The organism is Clostridioides sp. GD02367 (genome assembly GCF_045900275.1).
GTDB lineage: Bacteria > Bacillota > Clostridia > Peptostreptococcales > Peptostreptococcaceae > Clostridioides > Clostridioides difficile_A.
In genome coordinates, this window is record NZ_JBJODK010000006.1 from 1 (window position 1) to 19,580 (window position 19,580).

At 29.0% G+C, this 19,580-nt stretch carries 14 protein-coding genes, 1 tRNA gene and 1 other RNA gene; 14 read left to right on the top strand and 2 right to left on the bottom strand.

The window, feature by feature from the left end; all coding sequences use genetic code 11:
• Window positions 1-55: 55 nt before the first annotated feature.
• A tRNA-Thr gene (locus Q3223_RS09685) sits at window positions 56-130 on the top strand.
• Window positions 131-283: 153 nt separating this feature from the next.
• Here Q3223_RS09685 and srtB read toward each other — a convergent pair.
• On the bottom strand, window positions 284-967 hold the full coding sequence (gene srtB, locus Q3223_RS09690) for a class B sortase (protein ID WP_054271282.1): 684 nt from the start codon (window positions 965-967) through the stop codon (window positions 284-286).
• A 130-nt stretch (window positions 968-1,097) separates the two neighbouring features.
• Between srtB and rnpB the strand changes: the two genes are divergently transcribed.
• The 8 genes from rnpB to Q3223_RS09730 all read left to right on the top strand — a co-directional run bounded on the left by rnpB (window position 1,098) and on the right by Q3223_RS09730 (window position 11,881).
• An RNA gene (gene rnpB / locus Q3223_RS09695) (RNase P RNA component class A) lies at window positions 1,098-1,434 on the top strand.
• Window positions 1,435-1,710: 276 nt separating this feature from the next.
• On the top strand, window positions 1,711-4,287 hold the full coding sequence (locus tag Q3223_RS09700) for an SPOR domain-containing protein (RefSeq protein WP_407811902.1): 2,577 nt from the start codon (window positions 1,711-1,713) through the stop codon (window positions 4,285-4,287).
• A gap of 123 nt (window positions 4,288-4,410) precedes the next feature.
• Window positions 4,411-6,402, top strand: coding sequence for a hypothetical protein (locus Q3223_RS09705; RefSeq protein ID WP_407811903.1), 1,992 nt, complete (start codon window positions 4,411-4,413; stop codon window positions 6,400-6,402).
• The gene (locus Q3223_RS09710; protein WP_054271279.1) at window positions 6,392-6,712 is read left to right on the top strand and encodes a hypothetical protein; all 321 of its coding nucleotides are present in this window, start codon (window positions 6,392-6,394) and stop codon (window positions 6,710-6,712) included. Before Q3223_RS09705 ends, Q3223_RS09710 begins: the two co-directional genes overlap by 11 nt.
• 192 nt (window positions 6,713-6,904) lie before the next feature.
• Window positions 6,905-7,780, top strand: a complete 876-nt coding sequence (gene galU, locus Q3223_RS09715; protein WP_054271278.1) for a UTP--glucose-1-phosphate uridylyltransferase GalU — start codon at window positions 6,905-6,907, stop codon at window positions 7,778-7,780.
• 23 nt (window positions 7,781-7,803) lie between these two features.
• Entirely contained in the window at window positions 7,804-8,817 is a 1,014-nt protein-coding gene (gene galE, locus Q3223_RS09720; RefSeq protein ID WP_054271277.1) for a UDP-glucose 4-epimerase GalE, read from the top strand.
• A 109-nt stretch (window positions 8,818-8,926) separates the two neighbouring features.
• The gene (locus Q3223_RS09725) at window positions 8,927-10,861 is read left to right on the top strand and encodes a cell wall-binding repeat-containing protein (protein ID WP_074178544.1); all 1,935 of its coding nucleotides are present in this window, start codon (window positions 8,927-8,929) and stop codon (window positions 10,859-10,861) included.
• Between the two features lie 156 nt (window positions 10,862-11,017).
• Window positions 11,018-11,881, top strand: coding sequence for a DUF3800 domain-containing protein (locus Q3223_RS09730; protein WP_065388415.1), 864 nt, complete (start codon window positions 11,018-11,020; stop codon window positions 11,879-11,881).
• Window positions 11,882-12,089: 208 nt separating this feature from the next.
• Here the strand turns inward: Q3223_RS09730 and Q3223_RS09735 are convergent, their stop codons facing one another.
• Window positions 12,090-12,971: a LysR family transcriptional regulator gene (locus Q3223_RS09735; RefSeq protein WP_407811904.1), complete on the bottom strand. Its 882-nt coding sequence runs from the start codon at window positions 12,969-12,971 to the stop codon at window positions 12,090-12,092.
• Window positions 12,972-13,383: 412 nt separating this feature from the next.
• Here Q3223_RS09735 and Q3223_RS09740 point away from each other — a divergent pair, with 412 nt between their 5' ends.
• The 5 genes from Q3223_RS09740 to Q3223_RS09760 all read left to right on the top strand — a co-directional run bounded on the left by Q3223_RS09740 (window position 13,384) and on the right by Q3223_RS09760 (window position 19,379).
• Window positions 13,384-14,232, top strand: coding sequence for a sugar phosphate isomerase/epimerase (locus Q3223_RS09740; RefSeq protein WP_054271275.1), 849 nt, complete (start codon window positions 13,384-13,386; stop codon window positions 14,230-14,232).
• A 76-nt stretch (window positions 14,233-14,308) separates the two neighbouring features.
• Window positions 14,309-16,231 carry an FAD-dependent oxidoreductase gene (locus Q3223_RS09745; RefSeq protein ID WP_407811905.1) on the top strand — a complete coding sequence of 641 codons (1,923 nt, stop codon included), beginning with the start codon at window positions 14,309-14,311 and terminating at the stop codon, window positions 16,229-16,231.
• Between the two features lie 81 nt (window positions 16,232-16,312).
• Window positions 16,313-17,176 carry a shikimate dehydrogenase gene (gene aroE / locus Q3223_RS09750; RefSeq protein ID WP_407811906.1) on the top strand — a complete coding sequence of 288 codons (864 nt, stop codon included), beginning with the start codon at window positions 16,313-16,315 and terminating at the stop codon, window positions 17,174-17,176.
• Window positions 17,177-17,315: 139 nt separating this feature from the next.
• The gene (locus Q3223_RS09755; RefSeq protein ID WP_284182264.1) at window positions 17,316-18,533 is read left to right on the top strand and encodes an MFS transporter; all 1,218 of its coding nucleotides are present in this window, start codon (window positions 17,316-17,318) and stop codon (window positions 18,531-18,533) included.
• Between the two features lie 63 nt (window positions 18,534-18,596).
• Window positions 18,597-19,379 carry a shikimate kinase gene (locus Q3223_RS09760; RefSeq protein WP_407811907.1) on the top strand — a complete coding sequence of 261 codons (783 nt, stop codon included), beginning with the start codon at window positions 18,597-18,599 and terminating at the stop codon, window positions 19,377-19,379.
• The last annotated feature ends 201 nt before the right edge of the window (window positions 19,380-19,580 follow it).

Below are 19,580 nucleotides of genomic sequence, written 5' to 3' on the forward strand. Positions count from 1 at the left end.
CATTCAGTAAAATATATGTGTAGTTTTTAGAGTGTTAATTTAAAAAAATAAGTTTGCTGGTGTGGCTCAACGGTAGAGCAGCTGACTTGTAATCAGCAGGTTGTAGGTTCGATTCCTATCACCAGCTCCAGTAAAGACTATGTTTTTGGCATAGTCTTTTTTTATTGTCTAATATATATTATTTTATAGTACATATTTTTAGTAATTTATGAGTTATTTACATAGAAAATAACACAGTCTAAAATAAGTATTTTAGACTGTGTCTAGAAGTTTTGAAATATCTCTAATTTGAAACTAATTTACCATGAATCACCATTCTAGCATCGTCAAATTCGTAAGTACAAGTAGAAAGTGTGACTATTTTATCATTAACATTAACTTTAATAGGTGATTTATGCAATGATTTAGAAGTAATATCTTTTATGTAATTTTGGTAATCTGATTCACTGTTAAAACTTGTTTTTAAATAGTCATAATCTGATTCTACAATGTAAGCAGAAAAGACATCATATAAAAATTCTTTTCCATTAATGATAATTTTTATTTGATTATTTTCTTTAAAAAATGTTTCATCTTTAAAATTATTTAGATTATTAAACATAGTTTTATTTTTCATATTATGTCCATATATTATGACATTTTGGTCCTCAAGAGATTTATTTCTATAATCCATAAATAATGTACCTGAAATAGAATCTTTTTTATAAAAATCTTTATCTAGATAATAAGAATTATCTTTAGATTGTACAACTGGATAATTTATATTTGTATTCTTAACAGAAAGCCAAAACTTAAAATCACTGTTTATTTTTGATAAATCCTCTTTTTTATCTTCTTTTTTTTGAAGTTCAGAGGATATTTTAGTGTCATGATTATATTTGGTAAGTTTTGAGTATATATTAAATCCGCTGTAAATTATTACTAATATTAGTATGATGTTAATTATTATTTTATATGATTTTTTCAATATTTCACCTCAAGTCAAAATAGTTTATATACTTATATTACACTATTTTTGAAGAAATTTAAATTTTTAGTATAATATGTCTTTGACATATTGAAAAATTTATGTTAACATAACTAAGTAAAATGAATATTAAGTAAGCCAGATAATCGCATGTAGTCTTACATGAGGAAAGTCGGAGCTCCATAGAGCAGGGTGCTAGGTAACGCCTAGTGGGAGCGATCCTAAGGATAGTGCAACAGAAATAAACCGCCACTTTTATGTGGTAAGGATGGAAAGGCGAGGTAAGAGCTCACCAGCAGCTAGGAGACTAGTTGGCTATGTAAACCCCACCTGGAGCAAGACCAAGATAGGAATGAAGAGTGCTGCTCGTACTCTCCGGTAGGTAGGTCGCTTGAGCTTATTGGTGACAATAAGCCTAGAAAGATGATTATCTAATACAGAACTCCGCTTATAGACTTGCTTAATTCTTTTGATAGTCAAAACATCAGTTTAAACTGATGTTTTTTTATTTGTAAATTTGTCTAATCTACTTTTAAAATTTTGAGGAATATTGTAATATAAGTTAGTACAGATATTAAAAATGGTATAATATAAGATAGATGTAAAAAGAAAAAGTAAAATGATGTAAATAATATGATATGATATAAGATGTAGCAAATTTAATAGATAATTATTTAAATATCATAATCAAATTAGCGACTTTGTACAATGTGAATATTACAATAAAATAATTGATTTAAGGAGTGAAGGTTTTGAGTGAAAATAATATAATAAGAAACACTGTTTTAAATGTCACAGCAAGTTTTTTAAAACAAGAGTCTAAGATAAATGAAAAATTAGATGGTGTTTTGGAAAAGAAATTTGAAAAAGTAGAATTTAATGAAGCAAAATATGCTGAGCTTTTAAAATTTAATATATTGTTTTATAAGACATTAGCAAGAAATACAGAACCACTTATTGGAAAATGGATAGTAGATAAGTACATACCTGAGATAGATGAATTAGAAAAGGATTTAGAATTAACTACAGCTAAATGTAGAAAGTATGTAAATAAGGCGATGAAAGAAGGTTTAGACTCTCTAAAAGCCAATGATTTAAATAGTTTTTTAGCATATGATAAAATGGAACTATCAGAGAGAAGAAGACGTTTAGAAAAGGATTATAAGGTTTTAAACTTATATAAAGACCTTCTTAACATATCACTTAGGAAGATAAGTTTAGAAAAGAAAGAATGTGGAAGTTTATTTCTTAAAAATCAAGCTGATGCCAAAAGAGAATTAAAAAGAGAGATTATATTCTGTGTAAATAAGATATTAGCTAGTAATAAAGATGTAGTATCTAAGAATGAGCAAGAAAATAGTGGACAAGATAGAGTGGAAATAAAAGCAACAGAAATTGAAGATTTACAATTAGGTAAAGATAATTCAGAAAATGATACATTATTAAATGAAGTTAAAAAATCAAGTGTAGAACAGGAATCAAATACAAATGATATAAACTTAAAGTTTATGGATAAGTTAAATAGTTTAAATAATGAGAGTATATCTCAAACTATAAACAATGAATATAAGAAGTTGTGTGGTTTAGAAGAGCTTCATTCTGTTGAAGGATATGGCTTTGGTAAAGATACTATTAAAGATTTTGCTTGTGCAACAATTGCGTTAGAATTTTTAAAGAGAAGAAATAGAGACCTTATAGAAGGTGCAATGAGATTAACTATAATTGGAGAATTTGGTGCTGAGAATTTTAAGCAATTTGTAGACTATGTAATTAAAAATAAAACAGAAATTAGTGACGATGTATGGAATGAAGCCCATAATCTAATAAAAGACAGCTACAATGAATTAGAAAATCATGAGATTGCATCAAAAAGGACTAGAAAAAATAAAGATATCGACATTGAAGAATATATTTATATGATAAAAAATGCAGATAAAGATATTTGTTTTAGAAGTAGTATTTCTATAGAAGATGATGTTAAAGATGAGACTAAAGAAGAAGTAGATAATCGTGATGAAAATATAATTGATGTTGTAGAAGAAAAAGAAAATGCAGATAAAGAAGATAATATTGATAAAGAAGATATAACTGAATCAGCAAATAAAAAGAGCAAAAAGAAATCTAAATTATTTGGATTCATGAAAAAAGAAAATAAAGAAGAAAAAATCGAACAAGAAGTTGAGCAGGAAGAAAATAATTTAGATAACATTTCTTCTGATGTAATTTTAGATAAACCTATTGAAAATAATCAAGAAGAGTCAAAAGAAATGAAGCAAGAAGAATCAGAAGAAGTGAAGCAAGAAGAATTAGAAGAAGTAAAACAAGAACTAGAAGAAGAACGTAGTGTAAAAATAGAAAAACCGATAGATAATGACTTAGATGAAAAAGTATCTTTAATTGGTGAATCTAAACTTGAAAAAGAAAGTAAAGACTCAGAAGAGAAAATAGTAAAAGAAGAAAAATTAGAAAATGAAAAGTCAGAGAGTGAAAAGTCAGTAATAATACCTATTAATAAGAAAGAAAGAGGTAATAAAAAATCAAAACATTCCTCTAATAATAAATCTAAAGATAATAAGGTAGAAATTAAAAATCATGAATCAAATAAAGATGATTTTGTAGATGAAGAAGAAGTAGGTTCTAAGAAGAGCAGAGTGAAAGAAACTATTATAGCAGTAGTTATAGTAGCGATTGTTGGTGTAGGTTACTTTATAACAGTAGGTAATAACAAGAAAAATGAGAAAGCTGTTACTCCAAAAACATCAACTCAGCAACAGGCTAACAACAAACTAACAGAGGAAGAGAAAAAAGCAAAAGCTGAGCAAGAGAAAAAGGAAGCAGAAGAAAAAGCAAAGGCTGAGAAAGAAGCAGAAGAGAAGGCAAAAGCTGAAAAGAAAGCAGCAGAAATGGAAGCATATAAAGATGGTAAAGGTGTGTATTATACTGTTTATGCTGGTTCACTTAAAGTTGAGAAAACAGCAAAAGAAACAGCAAAAGAATATGAAGCTAAAGGTATCTCTTCAACAATAATTCAAGAAAATGGATATTATAAAATAAAAATAGGTGATTATTCTCAATATGGAGAAGCACAAGAAAAATGTAATGAGTTAGCTAAGAAATCTATTGATACATATATAGCGATGTATGATAAGTATTATGATTATAAATTAGAAGATTTGAAAGAATCAGCTCCTTCATTGAGTGCTGAAGAACTTAGACAAAAATATGAAGATTTAAGAAGTGAGTTAAGAAATAAATCTGGATATCGTGAATATGTTAAACATTTAGATAAACTTTATGAAGAAATAGTTGAAGGTGCTTAGGATATTATAAAAAATAAGGAGAAATTATGTCTCAAAATAAAGAGTATTAAAGGATATTATTTATTTTGAGGCATTTTGTTCACCTTTAGAGAATACTTATAATTTTGTTTAGGTGGTGAAGGTATGTTGAAATTAGGAGAAAAAATCATATATGAGCTTTCAGATGGCTTTGAGCTTAATGGTATCAGTAGATACTCAAAAGAATATAAAAAACTTCATATAACAAATTTAGGTAATATAATAATTAGCAAAGCAGATGAAGTTAATGATGATACAGGAGTAAAATACATATATAGTTTTTCAGATAATAAAGAAAAATTAGAAGCAGTTTTAGAAGGTTCTAACATAATTGTTTATGGAAATAACTTACCTTTTTATATAAAAAGTGAAAATTCAAGTAAGAATGTTACAGCAAATCTGACTATGAAAATAACTGTGGATGAATACGATTTAATTTGTAAGAATCAAAGAGAATTTATATTTTATCTAAAGGATAATATGACTATATTAAGTTTAGATGACAATAAGTTTTATATGGGTGGAATAAATAAGGATAATGAGAAGTTCATATTTATTAGTGGCAAAAATAGATTTGAAATAAACTTTGATGATATAGAAAGATATATTTTAGAAGATAAAAAGGTATCTTTAAAAGGCTATTTTCATATGGAAAGAGAAGGGCTTATAGTAAGGTCTGTATCTATATTCAATAACAATATAGAGAATATAGTTCCATCTGATTTAAATGAAAAGGTTAGAGATAATAAAAAAATAGGAAACCTACCTAAAGATTGTGATATAGTATTTTGTAAGATATCAGGAAATATAGATGGATTTGATTACAAAAACACAAATATGCTTTTAGTAAAATATCAAGAACAATTAATTTTTATAAATAAGAAGTCTAAAAAGACTATTGTAAAGTCAGCAAGAGATAACTGTTCAAAGTTGAATTTTGGAGAAGATATTATATTATACGACAATAAGAATGTCTTCAACTTACACATAAATGATAAAAATAAAGAACTTATGGAAATAGATGATTTAAATGATATAGAAAATGAAATAGTAGGATATACATTAAAACATGCTCCATTTTTTATTCAAGAAGATTTCGATAGCCTGACTATTCTAAAGTCTTTTCAAAAAGAAATTATATCTATAAAAAATAGTGATGTAAAAGATATTGTAATTAATAAAGAGCTTGAAAGTGAAAATTCTAATTTTGTAGAAACAGAAATAAAATTTAATAATCAAAAACTAACTTTGAATCTAAGTAAAAATATGGTTCAAAAACTTATGCAAGATGTATTTATATACGCAAAACAACCTCTACTTAAAGATACTTCCATTGAAGTGTTATATAAAAACTGGTCTAAAGCTATGAATGATATGATAATATTTAATTTCTTTGGAAATATTTATTATATGAAGTATGAGTTTGATAAAGTTCTCAAAAAAGAATTAAATGATGAAATAAGAATAGATGTTATAAATGAACTTTATAAGCAAGTACAAGAACAAAGAAACAATTTAGACTTATTATCAGCTTATATGCCAAGGATGTTAGAAAATCAAGAAATAGAGTTATTTGAAAAATATAATGTTAAGCTTGATATGCAGGTATTTAAGCAGATTAAAAATTTATTATTTGATTTATCATACAACATCAGTAGTTATTTAGATGAAGTTGAGAAAAGCTTAGACAACATTATATTTGTAATATCAGGAGAAGATAAGAAGAAATATAATTATAGAATGCTAAAAGAAAGTGAAAGTGCAAGTCTTGATGTATTTTTAAAACAAGCTATATCCAGATTAAATCATTTGGTGGAAAATATGTATCCTTATTATGTGGATGAAACTAGTAGGGAAATGTTTAAGTTATTTGAAGTTTTATGGAAAAGCTACAAAAATATCAATGATGATAGTATAAAAGAAATATTATTCGAAAGAATAACAAATACATATGTATTTAGACAATTGACATTAAATAATGGAACAAATGAAAGAAGAAAAGACATAATTGAAAAAATATATAATTCTGTTGATTATGGAGCAAATAAACTAGATGAAAATATGTTTTTCACAGGAGGAATAAAGTATGTCAAGTAAATACAATGTTTGGAATTTTAACTATGAGTTTTTAGGATTAAACTCAGGAGATGAAAAAAATAATGAAGTTTATTATGAGATTGATTTAGACGAAATTTTAAATGAAAATTATATAGGTGAAGATATAGATGGAGATTTAGATACTGATGGAAATAGTATTTTAGGAGAATTGATATCTGAAATGGATATAGATGAAGATGTAAGTGTTGATATGACATATCAAGAACTAGAAGTTGATTTAGAAGATTTAGATTCTTATTTGGATGATGATATAGATAGTGATATTAAAGGTATCTTAGATGAAATTTAGTGCCTATATAAGTTTTAAATAAAAATATAAACAATAATATATTAGCCCATAAAATTAAAGGTAGATGAAATTTCATCTACCTTATATGGTCTTAAGATATTAATTATTGGGATAATATAGAATTTGAAGAAAAAGTATAAATATGGTATATTAATTTGGTACAAGAGAAAATTTACGAAGAAGGGTGAAAAAATGCAGATGACAGTTAAAAAAGCGATAATACCAGCAGCAGGGCTAGGGACTAGGTTTTTACCAGCAACAAAATCACAGCCCAAAGAAATGCTTCCTATAGTAGATAAGCCAACTTTACAGTATATAATAGAAGAAGCTATAGAATCAGGGATTGAAGAAATTCTTATAATAACAGGTAGAAATAAAAAATCTATAGAAGACCATTTTGATAAATCAGTTGAATTAGAGTTAGAATTAGAACAAAAAGGTAAGACTGAGATGTTAGAAATGGTAAGAGATATATCAAATATGGTAAATATTCATTATATAAGACAAAAAGAGCCAAAAGGTCTTGGACATGCAATCTACTGTGCAAAAAGCTTTATAGGTGATGAACCATTTGCTGTATTATTAGGTGATGATATAGTAGACTCAAAAGTTCCTTGCCTAAAACAATTAATAGATACTTATAATGAGTATAAAACAACTGTTCTAGGTGTACAAAAGATAGCTAAAGAAGATACTAATAAATATGGTATATTAGATGTGAAACATATAGAAGAGAGAGTATACAAAGTTAAGGATATGGTTGAAAAACCTGCAATTGAAGAAGCACCATCAGATATAGCTATACTTGGAAGATATATAATAACGCCTGCAATCTTTGATATATTAGAGAAGCAAGCACCTGGTAAGGGTGGAGAAATACAACTGACAGATGCGCTTCAGACTCTAGGGAAGCAAGAGGCTATTTACGCATATAACTTTGAAGGAAAAAGATATGATGTAGGAGATAAGATTGGTTTTTTAGAGGCGACAATAGACTTTGCATTAAAAAGAGAAAATCTAAAAGATGATTTAATGGATTATATGAGAAAAAAAGTAAGTGAAAAATAAATATTAGAAAAGAGGTAATTACTATGGCAGTTTTAGTAGCTGGGGGAGCAGGATATATAGGAAGCCACACAGCAATAGAACTTTTAGAATCAGGTTATGAAGTTGTTATAGTTGATAACTTAAGCAATAGCAATTCAATAGTCGTTGATAGAATTAAAGAGTTATCTGGAAAACCAATAAAATTTTATAATATTGATATCAGAAATAAAAATGAAATGCATGTTGTATTTAAAGAAAATAATATTGAGTCAATTATACATTTTGCAGCTTTAAAGGCTGTTGGTGAATCAGTAGAAAAACCAATTGAATATTATAGCAATAATCTAATAAGTACTTTAAATCTATTTGAATTAATGAGAGAATATGATGTTAAAAAATTTGTATTTAGTTCTTCAGCCACTGTATATGGAGACCCACATACTTGTCCTATATTAGAGGATTTCCCACTTTCTGTAACTAATCCATATGGAAGAACTAAGCTTATGATAGAGCAGATGTTAGTAGATATATCGAAGGCAGACGATTCATTAGATATAGCACTTCTAAGATACTTTAATCCAGTAGGTGCTCATAAGAGTGGTAGAATAGGTGAAGAGCCAAATGGAGTTCCAAGTAATTTAATGCCTTATATAACAAAAATAGCAGTAGGTAAATTAAAAGAATTAAGTGTGTATGGGAATGATTATCCAACACATGATGGGACAGGGGTTAGAGATTATATACATGTATTAGACTTAGCTGCTGGTCATGTAAAAGCATTACAAAAATTAGAAGAAAATCCAGGTCTTGTTGTTTATAATTTAGGAACTGGGAAGGGCTATAGTGTTCTCGATTTAGTCAAAGCATTTTCTAAAGCAAGTGGAAAAGAAATACCATACAAGATTGTAGGAAGAAGAGCTGGAGATGTAGCTATGTGTTATGCAGATTCTTCTAAGGCAGAAAAAGAGCTTGGATGGAAAGCTAAATATGAACTTGAAGAAATGTGTCAAGATTCGTGGAGATGGCAAAGCATGAATCCAAATGGATATGAGGAATAGAATATTATTAAATGTATAAATGTAACAAATTTGTAAATATAAGGGATTGGTAATTTTATGTTATAATTAGACACATGTAGTAATGTTTCTAAAAGAGGGGGAAGTTATAGTGAAAAAAAGTCTAAAAAAGTATTTAGTACTAGCACTGACTTTAGTTTTAGTATTTGCATGTGGTGTACCAGAATCAAGTGCAGCTAGTAAGCATGTAATTATAGTAAACTCAAGAAAAAATACTCTAGGATACTTTGTAAATAGTAAACTTGTAAAAGAGTTTAAAATTGCAACAGGGAAAAAAGGTTCAGAGACACCAACAGGGAAGACAAAAGTAGTTAATAAGATAAAAAATAGACCATATTATAAAGGTAATATACCTGGAGGAAGTCCAAGAAATCCATTAGGAGATAGATGGATGGGACTAGCGTTAAAAGGAACTTATGGAGATACATATGGAATACATGGAAATAATGATGAGAGTTCTATAGGAAAGCATATTTCTGGTGGATGTATAAGAATGCATAATAAAGAAGTTAGATGGTTATTTGACCAAGTTCCAGTGGGTTCAGATGTAATTATAGATTATAGTAATGATAGTTATATAAAAATAGCAGCAAAATATAAGATAAATTTAAACCAAACAGGATGGAAAACAGAGAATGGTAAGAAGTATTATGTAAAATCTGATGGAACATACCAAAAAAATAGTTGGTTAAAAATAAATGGAAAAATGTATTATTTTGATGCTTCAGGAGTAATGCAAACAGGATGGAAAACAATTAACAACAAAAAATATTACTTGGGAACTGATGGAGTAAGAGTATCTGGATGGAAAGTAATTGATGGAAAGACTTATTACTTTAATGCAGATGGAGTAATGCAAACGGGATGGCAAGAAAAAGATGGAAAGAAATACTACCTAGATGCTGATGGATTAGCAGTTATAGGATGGCAAGAAATAGATGGTAACAAATATTACTTTGACAAAACAGGAGTAATGCAGACAGGATGGCAACAAATAGAAGGAAAATCTTACTATTTAGATAAAGATGGTAAAATGCTAACTGGCACTCAAAAAATAGATGGAAAAGATTATACTTTCAATGAAGATGGAACTATAAATCCTACATGGGACACAGTTATAGGAGCAAATAGATTTGATACAGCTAAGAAGATAAGTTCAGTTGGAAATTGGAATGCTGAGAGTTCAGATACTGTTGTATTAGTAAATGGTAATGCAATAGCTGATGGTATAACAGCTACTCCTTTGGCAAGTAGTTATAACTCAACAATACTTCTTACTAATACAGATAAATTACCATCTGAGACTATTGAACAAATGAAGTTATTAGCACCTAAAACAGTAATATTGATAGGTGGAGAAAATGCAATAAGCTCTAAATTAGAACAAGAAATAAAAACTACTTTTAATACAGAAACAAAGAGAATAGCAGGTCAAGATAGATACCAGACTGCTACAAAAATAGCTACAGAACTTGGAAGTAGGGAAGAAATAAAAACAGCTTATATGGTTTCTGGAAGTGGAGAAGCAGACGCGCTATCTATAGCTTCTAAAGCTGGAGAAGAAAAGCAACCTATAATATTAGTTAAAAAAGATGGAATAACTGAAGAATCTTATGCATGGCTAACAGAAAGAAAATTAGAAAATGCATACTTTATAGGTGGACCAAGTGCAATTAATGATTCAACAATAGCAAAAATGAACGAGATAACTACTGAAGATGTTTCAGGAAATAGAATATATGGAAATAGCAGAGTAGATACTAATGCGAAAGTAATAGAGAAATTCTATGGAGATGTTGATTTACAGGCTATATTAGTTAGTAAATCAGATACTTTAGTTGATGCTTTATCAGCTGGACCATTAGCTGTAAAACTACATTCACCAATAGTTTTAATGGATAATTCAGGATTATCATCAGAACAACAAAGAGTATTTGCAAATAAAAAAGTTGAAACTCCTTATCAAATTGGAGGAGGAGTATCTTATATAGTAATGGATAAATTAATGGATATTATTGGAAAATAATAGAACTATACATTGAGAAATAACTATAATTGAGATGTGAAATCCAATCGCCAAAAGCGTTGATTGTTTTTACATCTCAATTTTTTAGTTTAAATTTAAATTTAAGTTATATAAAAATCTTGGAATATTTTTAAAACTCATATAAAATGGATATAGATGCTATCATCATATGTTAAGAGGGTGAGTGAGATTACAAAGAAAAAATATATAATGTTTATCGATGAAAGTGGAAGGGCAGATATAAATCATGAAGACCCATTTACATTAACAGGAGTAATTTTTGAATATAAATATGCAGTGAGTCAAGGAGATTATGTCTGTTCCTTAAGGAAGGAAATGGATGTATTTAAAGAACAGTGCTTTGGGACTAGTAATATAGGAATACATTTGACGGATATATCGAGAAAATCAAGAGCTTTTGAGAAGTTTGATGATTCACAGATTAAGTTTTTTTATGATGAGTTGCCCTTATTTCTATCTAGATTAGAGTGTACTATAATATCAGTAACAGTAGATAAAGCTAGATTAAAAAAATATTATGCGCCTTCAAAAGAACCTTATGTAGTGGCTTTTATACATGTACTTCAGAACTTTTATTCTTTTGTAAATAATGAAACTGTGGAATCTGCAAGAATAGTTATCGAATCAAGGGATGATGTATCAAATTTAAAAGTACAAAAGGCATTTTTCGATGTTTTTAATAATGGAACAATATATTTAGACATAGATGAAGAATTAAGAGATAAGGTTAAAGGGTTTATAATTGCTAAAAAGGAAGATGTAGATTATAGAGAAGGTTTGGAGATAGCAGATATTTTATGTAATCCTCTTAGTAGAGCAAGAAGAGGATTAATAGAAGCTAATCCAAAGTGTATGCAATATGGAGAAAAAAATAAAATATTTAAATCTATAAGAAATAAGATATATACTCCGACTAGTGTGAATGACATAAGAAATTGGGGATTCAAAGAGGTTCCCATTATAGAGCCTGTTGGACCATGGCTTGAAAAAATGAGATAGACAGTGTTGACAAGTATTACAAAGTCTGTTATAATGTAAATAACTTAGTTATTCAGGAACTGGAACTCAGTTGCTGTTGTATAACGATAATTACTGAGACTCGGATGCCGACTGTCAGTTAGGAATCTATACTTTTAAAAGTATAGATTTTTTTATTTTATAAAAATAATAAAAGAGGATATTTGAAAATAACCCCTTTATCAATAAATTATAGCTGAGCGTTTTTAATGACAAAATTTTTAAAGTTTTTAATTGCAGGAGGTAAATATCTATCTTTTATAACCGCTAAATAGAAATTTCTTTCCCAACTTGGATGAACAATCTGAATTACTTTCACTTTTGTAAAGCTGAGCATATTCATATTTGGGACTACTGCAATTCCAAAATTTTTTGCAACTAATCCAGCAATGACTTGGTCTTCTTCCACTTCATAGACTATGTTAGGTTGTTGATTTATTTTTTTAAACATATCATCAATTATATATCTAAGCCCACTTCTCTGATTAAATACTATTTGAGGATAAGGTATGGTTTCTTTTAAGTCTATAGTATCCTTTGCAGCTAATGGGTGGCTATATGGTACAATTAATACTAAATCTTGTTTAGCAACAGGTATAAATTCAATTCCCTTTTCTTTTTCAAGTTTAGAACAAAATGCAATATCATATTTTCTTTCTTTAAGACCTTGAATAATGTCTGTAGTTACACCAGTATGGAATTTAAAATCTATTGATTTATCAGGATTAGATTTTAAAAACTTATGTACTATATCAGGGATAAAGTCAGTACCAAGTGTTCTAAGGAAGGCTAAGTCGATTTGCCCTTCACCAGTACCAGTTATTTTTAATGATTTTACACTTGAATCTAAAATTTCTAATGATTTTTCCACATCTTTTAAAAATATTTTTCCATATTTAGTAAGGACTATATTTCTACCTTCCTTTTCAAATAGAGCCACTCCAAGTTCACTTTCTAGCAAAGATATAGCATGACTTAAGCTTGGTTGTGTTATAGATAAATTTTCTGCTGCTTTTGTATAATGTTCTAAATATGCCAGTGTAACAAAATAGCGTAGGTGGTATAAATTCAATTTTTGTTCATCCTTTCCTGAGTATTTTTATTTATATATTTGGAGAAGTTGACATTTAAGATATTTTCACATTTTTATTATATATGATTATGTAGTAAGAATAAAAGCTTTTAAAGAAATTTATCGTTTTTTGTCTGAAATATATGATAAAGATATTTATATCATGCGCTAGAAAAGTAAAATAATTATCCTGTAAATAAAATCTATAAACAAAATCTATGAATTGATAGGAAATTATCAATTTGTTATTAATAAAGTCTCATGGTACAATAAATCTATAAAATCTAGATAAAGATAAATCAAAAAACACTTTTGTTTTTAAAGTTAAATAATACTACTAGTAGGATAATTAAAAATATAAAATCAAAAATACTATTGTTTTTAAAGAAAATAAAGGGGGCAAATTTAACTCATGAATAATCAAAAAAATCTTAATATTCCAATTACAATTAGTTCTTATACATTAGGTACAGAAGTTTCATTCCGTGATAGAGTACGTATTGCGAAAGAAGCTGGTTTTGATGGTATTGGATTACGAGCTGAAAATTATGTAGATGCAAAACACGCTGGCGTTACAGATGAAGAAATGCTTGCGATTCTTGATGAATATAATATGAAGGTTACAGAAGTAGAATATATAACTCAATGGGGAACAGAAGAAGATAGAACAGAGGCTCAAAGAGAAAAAGAACAAAATGTTTATCATATGGCTCGTTTATTTAATGTTAAACATATAAATTGTGGTTTATTAGAAATGATACCAGAAGAACAAATTATAAAAGCACTAGGAGAATTATGTGATAGAGCAGGAGAGCTTATTATAGGTCTTGAGTTTATGCCATATAGTGGTGTACCAGACTTAGCTACTGCATGGCGTGTTGTTAAGGGATGTAATCGTGAAAATGCAATGCTTATATTAGATACTTGGCACTGGGCTAGAGCAAAACAGACAGCAAAAGACCTTGCACCTGTTCCAGCAGACAAGATAGTATCAATTCAAGTATGTGATGTTTTAGAAACTCCTTATGAAAAACTTAGAGATGAATCACTACATGACCGTTTGGCTCCAGGTGAGGGATATGGAAACACAGAAGAATTTGTAAAAATAATAAAAGAACACAATATATCACCAAGAGTTATAGGGGCAGAAGTAATATCTGATTCTTTAATATCTAAGGGATTATCAACTGCTGCTGAAACTGTGTTTAATGCAACTAAGAACGTTTTAGATAAAGCATGGCCTGAAGTATCTCCAAAATAAATCTATACAATAGAAAAATATACAAGTATTATAATATGAAAATTTTAAATTGAAACTTGAAAGGAAGGAAAACCTTATGAAGATTAGTTCTATGTTTACACCTATAAAAATTGGTTCGATGACAGTTCCAAATCGTTTTGTAGTTCCTCCAATGGGAAATAATTTTGCAAATACAGATGGGACTTTAAGTGAAATCTCTAAGGCTTATTATCTTGAACGTGCTTTAGGTGGTTTTGGATTGATAACAATAGAATCCAGTGTTGTAGACAAAAAAGCAAAAGGAGGTCCTCGTAAACCTTGCTTATATGATGATAGTACAATAGATAGTTTTAAAAATGTAATAGATGCTTGCCATAATGCAGGTTCAAAGGTATCTATACAATTACAACATGCTGGTTCTGAGGGAAATGAAAAAATAGCAGGTCATCCATTAAAAGCTGCATCTGCAATACCTGCATCGAATGGTCGTAATACACCATTAGCAATAACGACTGAAGAAATATATGAACTTATAGAATCTTATGGAAATGCTGCATTACGTGCACAAAAAGCTGGTGCAGATGCTGTTGAGGTTCACTGCGCTCATGGATATTTAGTTAGTAGCTTTATATCACCAAGAACAAATAAGCGTGTAGATGAGTTTGGGGGATGTTTTGAAAATAGAATGAGATTAGCTCGTCTTATTATTGAAAATATACGTAAAAAGGTAGGAGATTCTCTAGCAATATTATGCCGTATAAATAGTACAGATGATATCTTAGGTGGAATTGATGTACATGACAGTTCAGTAATAGCAGCATATCTAGAAGATTGTGGAGTAGATGGACTTCATGTATCTCGTAGTATACATATACATGATGAATATATGTGGGCTCCTACAGTTTTACATGCTGGATTCAGTGCAGAATTAGTCACAGAAATAAAAAAAGCTGTTAGTATACCTGTAATAACAGTTGGACGTTATACAGAACCACAATTTGCTGAATTAATGGTTAGACAAGGTAGATGTGATTTAGTAGCATTTGGTAGACAAAGTTTAGCTGACCCAGGAATGCCTAATAAGGCTAAAAATGGAAAGCTAGATGAAATGATACCATGTATAGCATGCTTGCAAGGATGTGTACCAAATATGTTCCAAGGGAAACCTATAGCCTGTCTTGCAAATCCTATATTAGGTCATGAAGCAGAACTTAAACCAGCTGAGATTAGTAAAGAAGTACTTGTTGTTGGTGGAGGCGTTGGAGGTATGCTTGCAGCATGGATATGTGCTAAAAGAGGACATAATGTAACTTTGGTTGAAAAATCTGAAATGCTTGGTGGTCAAATGCGTTTAGCTGCATATCCTCCAGGTAAGGGAGATATCACTAATTTAGTTAGAAGTTACATTTCAAAATGTAATCAATATGGTGTAAAAATATGTACTAACACAGAAGCTACAGTAGAACTTATAAAAGAAAAATCACCTGATGCAGTTATTATAGCTACTGGAGCAACTCCACTTGTACTTCCTATACCAGGAATTAATGACTCAGGATTAATACATGCTGTAGATCTTCTTGATGGTAAGAAAACTTGTGGGAAAAAAGTACTTGTTGTCGGTGGAGGAATGGTTGGTTGCGAAGTAGCAGCTTTCCTTGGAGAACAAGAGCATGAGGTTACTGTCATTGAGCTTAGAGAAGAAGTTGGTGCAGATGTAATTTCAGAGCACCGCAAGTTCCTTATGAATGATTTTGAAAATTATAATATACATACTGTTACTGGAGCAAAAGTCGCTAAATTCTATGATGATGGTGTTGATTATTTACTTGCAGATAGTACAGAACATGATTTAAAAGGATTTGACTCAGTAGTACTTGCTATGGGTTCTCGTAATTATGACCCATTAAGCGAGGTTGTAAAACAATTTGTAAAAGAAACTCATGTTGTTGGAGATGCAGTAAAAGCACGTAGAGCATTAGATGCAACAAAAGAAGCATTTGAGGTAGCATTAAATATATAAATAATAAATAAATTTTTCTTTGCAAATAGTTGAATAGATTATTTGCAAAGAAAATGATAATATTGGGAGGAAAAGATAGTTATGGAAATTTCAGGTAGAACAGGATTGTTTGCATTAATAGGTACACCAGTTGGTCATTCTAAATCACCAGTGATGTATAACTATAGTTTTGAAAAATTAGATTTAGATTATAGATATTTAGCTTTTGATATTACAGTAGATAAGGTAAAAGATGCACTTTCGGCAATAAAAACTTTTAATATAAAGGGTGCTAATGTAACTATGCCATGTAAATCTGCTGTTACAGAATATATGGACGAACTTTCTCCAGCAGCTCGTATAATTGGAGCATGTAATACAATTGTAAATGAAGATGGAAAGTTAGTTGGTCATATAACAGATGGGGTAGGTTATGTTCGTAATTTAAAAGAAAATGGAGTAGAAGTTAAAGATAAAAAGATTACAATTATGGGTGCTGGTGGTGCAGCAACTGCTATACAGGTACAATGTGCATTAGATGGTGCAAGAGAAATATCTATTTTCAATGCTAAGGATGATTTTTATAAAAGAGGAGAAAAAACAGTTGAGAATATAAAAAAAGAAGTACCAGAATGTGTTGTTAACCTATATGACTTAGATGATATAGAAAAGCTTTATGAAGAGATAGAATCAAGTGATATATTGACAAATGCAACTCTTATTGGTATGAAACCTTATGATAATGAAACTAATATAAAAGATGTTAGTGTTTTAAGAAAAGAATTGGTAGTAACAGATGTTGTTTATAATCCAAAGAAAACAAAAATGATTGAAGATGCAGAAGCTAATGGATGTAAAGCTATTGGCGGATTAGGAATGTTATTATATCAAGGAGCAGAAGCCTTTAATCTATACACTGGATTAGAAATGCCTGTAGAAGAGATTAAGGAATTGTGTTTTAAATAGTAATTTACAAATTGTCATAGTGGGTTATATATCACAGTCTAGTCAGGTTTAAAGGTTTGACTATACTTTAAACCCATTATGGTGATGAGTTTATTGTACACAAAAATGTTAATAAATTAACAAGAATAGGAGAAGAACTATGAACAATAAAAAGTATTATCCTACTGCCATAGCATTGTATTTTTCATATTTTTTACTTGGTATCGGAATTTCAATTTTAGGACAATATAAACCAGAATTTTCATCAATGTGGGGGGCTAAAACATTATCAGATGGTACATTAGATGTAAGTATTGTTTTAGCTGTTATTGCCGCATTAGGATTGGGTAGACTTATATCATATCCATTTGCAGGGCCTATTTCAGATAAGTATGGAAGAAAAGTAAGTGGACTTATAGGAAATTTTCTACATGCAATTTTCTTTGTTGGAATTGTATTTTCACCAAATTTTTATGTAGCATATGTATTTGCAATAATTGGGGGAGCAGCAAATTCATTTTTAGATACTTGTGTAACTCCTTCTTGTATGGAGATATTTGCTAGTTTGGGAACAATAGCTAATATGTTTACTAAATTTACAATAGCTTTAGCACAATTTTTACTTCCTTTTATAATTGGATTTGTCGCAGCAAATTCAATATCATTTAAAGTTATTTTTATAGTGACAGCGATTCTTATTGTTATAGATGCAATTTTGATAGCGATATTACCATTTCCACCAGCTAATAATGTTACTGATAATAAAGGAAAAACAGTTAAATCAGAAAAGATGAAATTTACACCAACAAGTATAGCTCTTGTTTGCATTGGTTTTACATGTACATCAACATTTGTACTATGGTTAAATTGCAATCAGGAATTGGGAAAATTATATGGCATGGCTGACCCTACAAAAATTCAGTCTTTCTACTCAATGGGAGTAATATGTGCAGTATTAATAACTTCTGTACTTATTAAAAAATATATTAAGCCAATAAGAATACTAGTTATATATCCTATAATAGCTTTATTTATGTTATTAGTAGTATATTTTGTTCAAACTCCAACTATTTGTATGCTAGGAGGATTTGTAATTGGTTATTCAGCAGCAGGTGGTGTTCTTCAATTAACCACATCAACAGCAAATGAAATGTTTCCAACTAATAAAGGAAAAATAACGTCTATAGTTATGATTGCATCGAGTATAGCAAACTATGTTATATTAAACATAGCAGGTATTATTACAAAATCAGGTGGAGTAAATGGACCAAAATATGTTGTATTATTTAATGTGGCTATAACTTTTGTTGGAATTTTACTTGCCTTATTTGTAAATATGAGATATGGAAAAGAAAAAGTGTATGATTATGATGTTTAATATTAGTATAATATAACTGTAAGGATTTTTAATTTTGTCCAGTTTGAAAGCTGAGGTGTCACTATGGAAAATATAGAAAAGATAAGAGAAAAAATAAATTTATATGATGATGAGCTTATAAATTTGCTTGAGAAAAGAATGGAATGTATAAAGGATATTATAGATATTAAAAAAGAAAACGGTCTTCCTATTTTACAATCAGAGTATGAAAATAAAAAAGAAATGGCATTAATTAATAAGTTAAAGGGTAATAAATTTGAAAATGAAATTATAGATGTTTTTAGATATATGGTTAAAACAAGTAAGAGGATACAGGCTAAAAATTTATTTTCTTATAATATAATGCTTGTTGGATTTATGGGTGTAGGTAAGAGCACTATATCATCATACTTGAGTCATTTATTAGAGATGGAAAGAGTAGAAACCGATTTATATATAGTAGAGCAACAAGGTATGAGTATTTCTGAAATATTTGAGAAGCTAGGGGAGGAGTATTTTAGAAATCTTGAAAGCCAAACTCTAATAAATTTGCAACAAAAGAAAGGTCTTGTTGTTTCCTGTGGAGGAGGGATTGTACTCCGAGATAAAAATGTAGAATATATGAAAAAAAATGGAAGGGTTGTCTTATTGACAGCAAGCCCAGAAACTATTCTTCAACGTGTTAAACATAGTGATGAAAGACCGATACTTAATAATAATATGAATGTAGAATTTATATCTGACCTAATGAAAAAACGAGAATCAAAATATATGGCATCTGCAGATATTATTATCAATACAGATAATAAGATAATAAAAGAGATTTGTGAAGAGATGATTGTAAAGTTAACTGAATTTGATAGATAAATTTAACATTATAATAGGCTTATATTAAAAAAATTATCATTTAAACAAATAAGAGTATTATTTACTGCTAGAATATAAGGTATTTACATAATAAATCTTACTAATATTACTAGAATTTCAAATTCTAGTAATATTTTTTTGTGTAGAAATGTAAACTTGTTGAAATAAGTAGTATAATCAATATAAATTACATCATGTAAA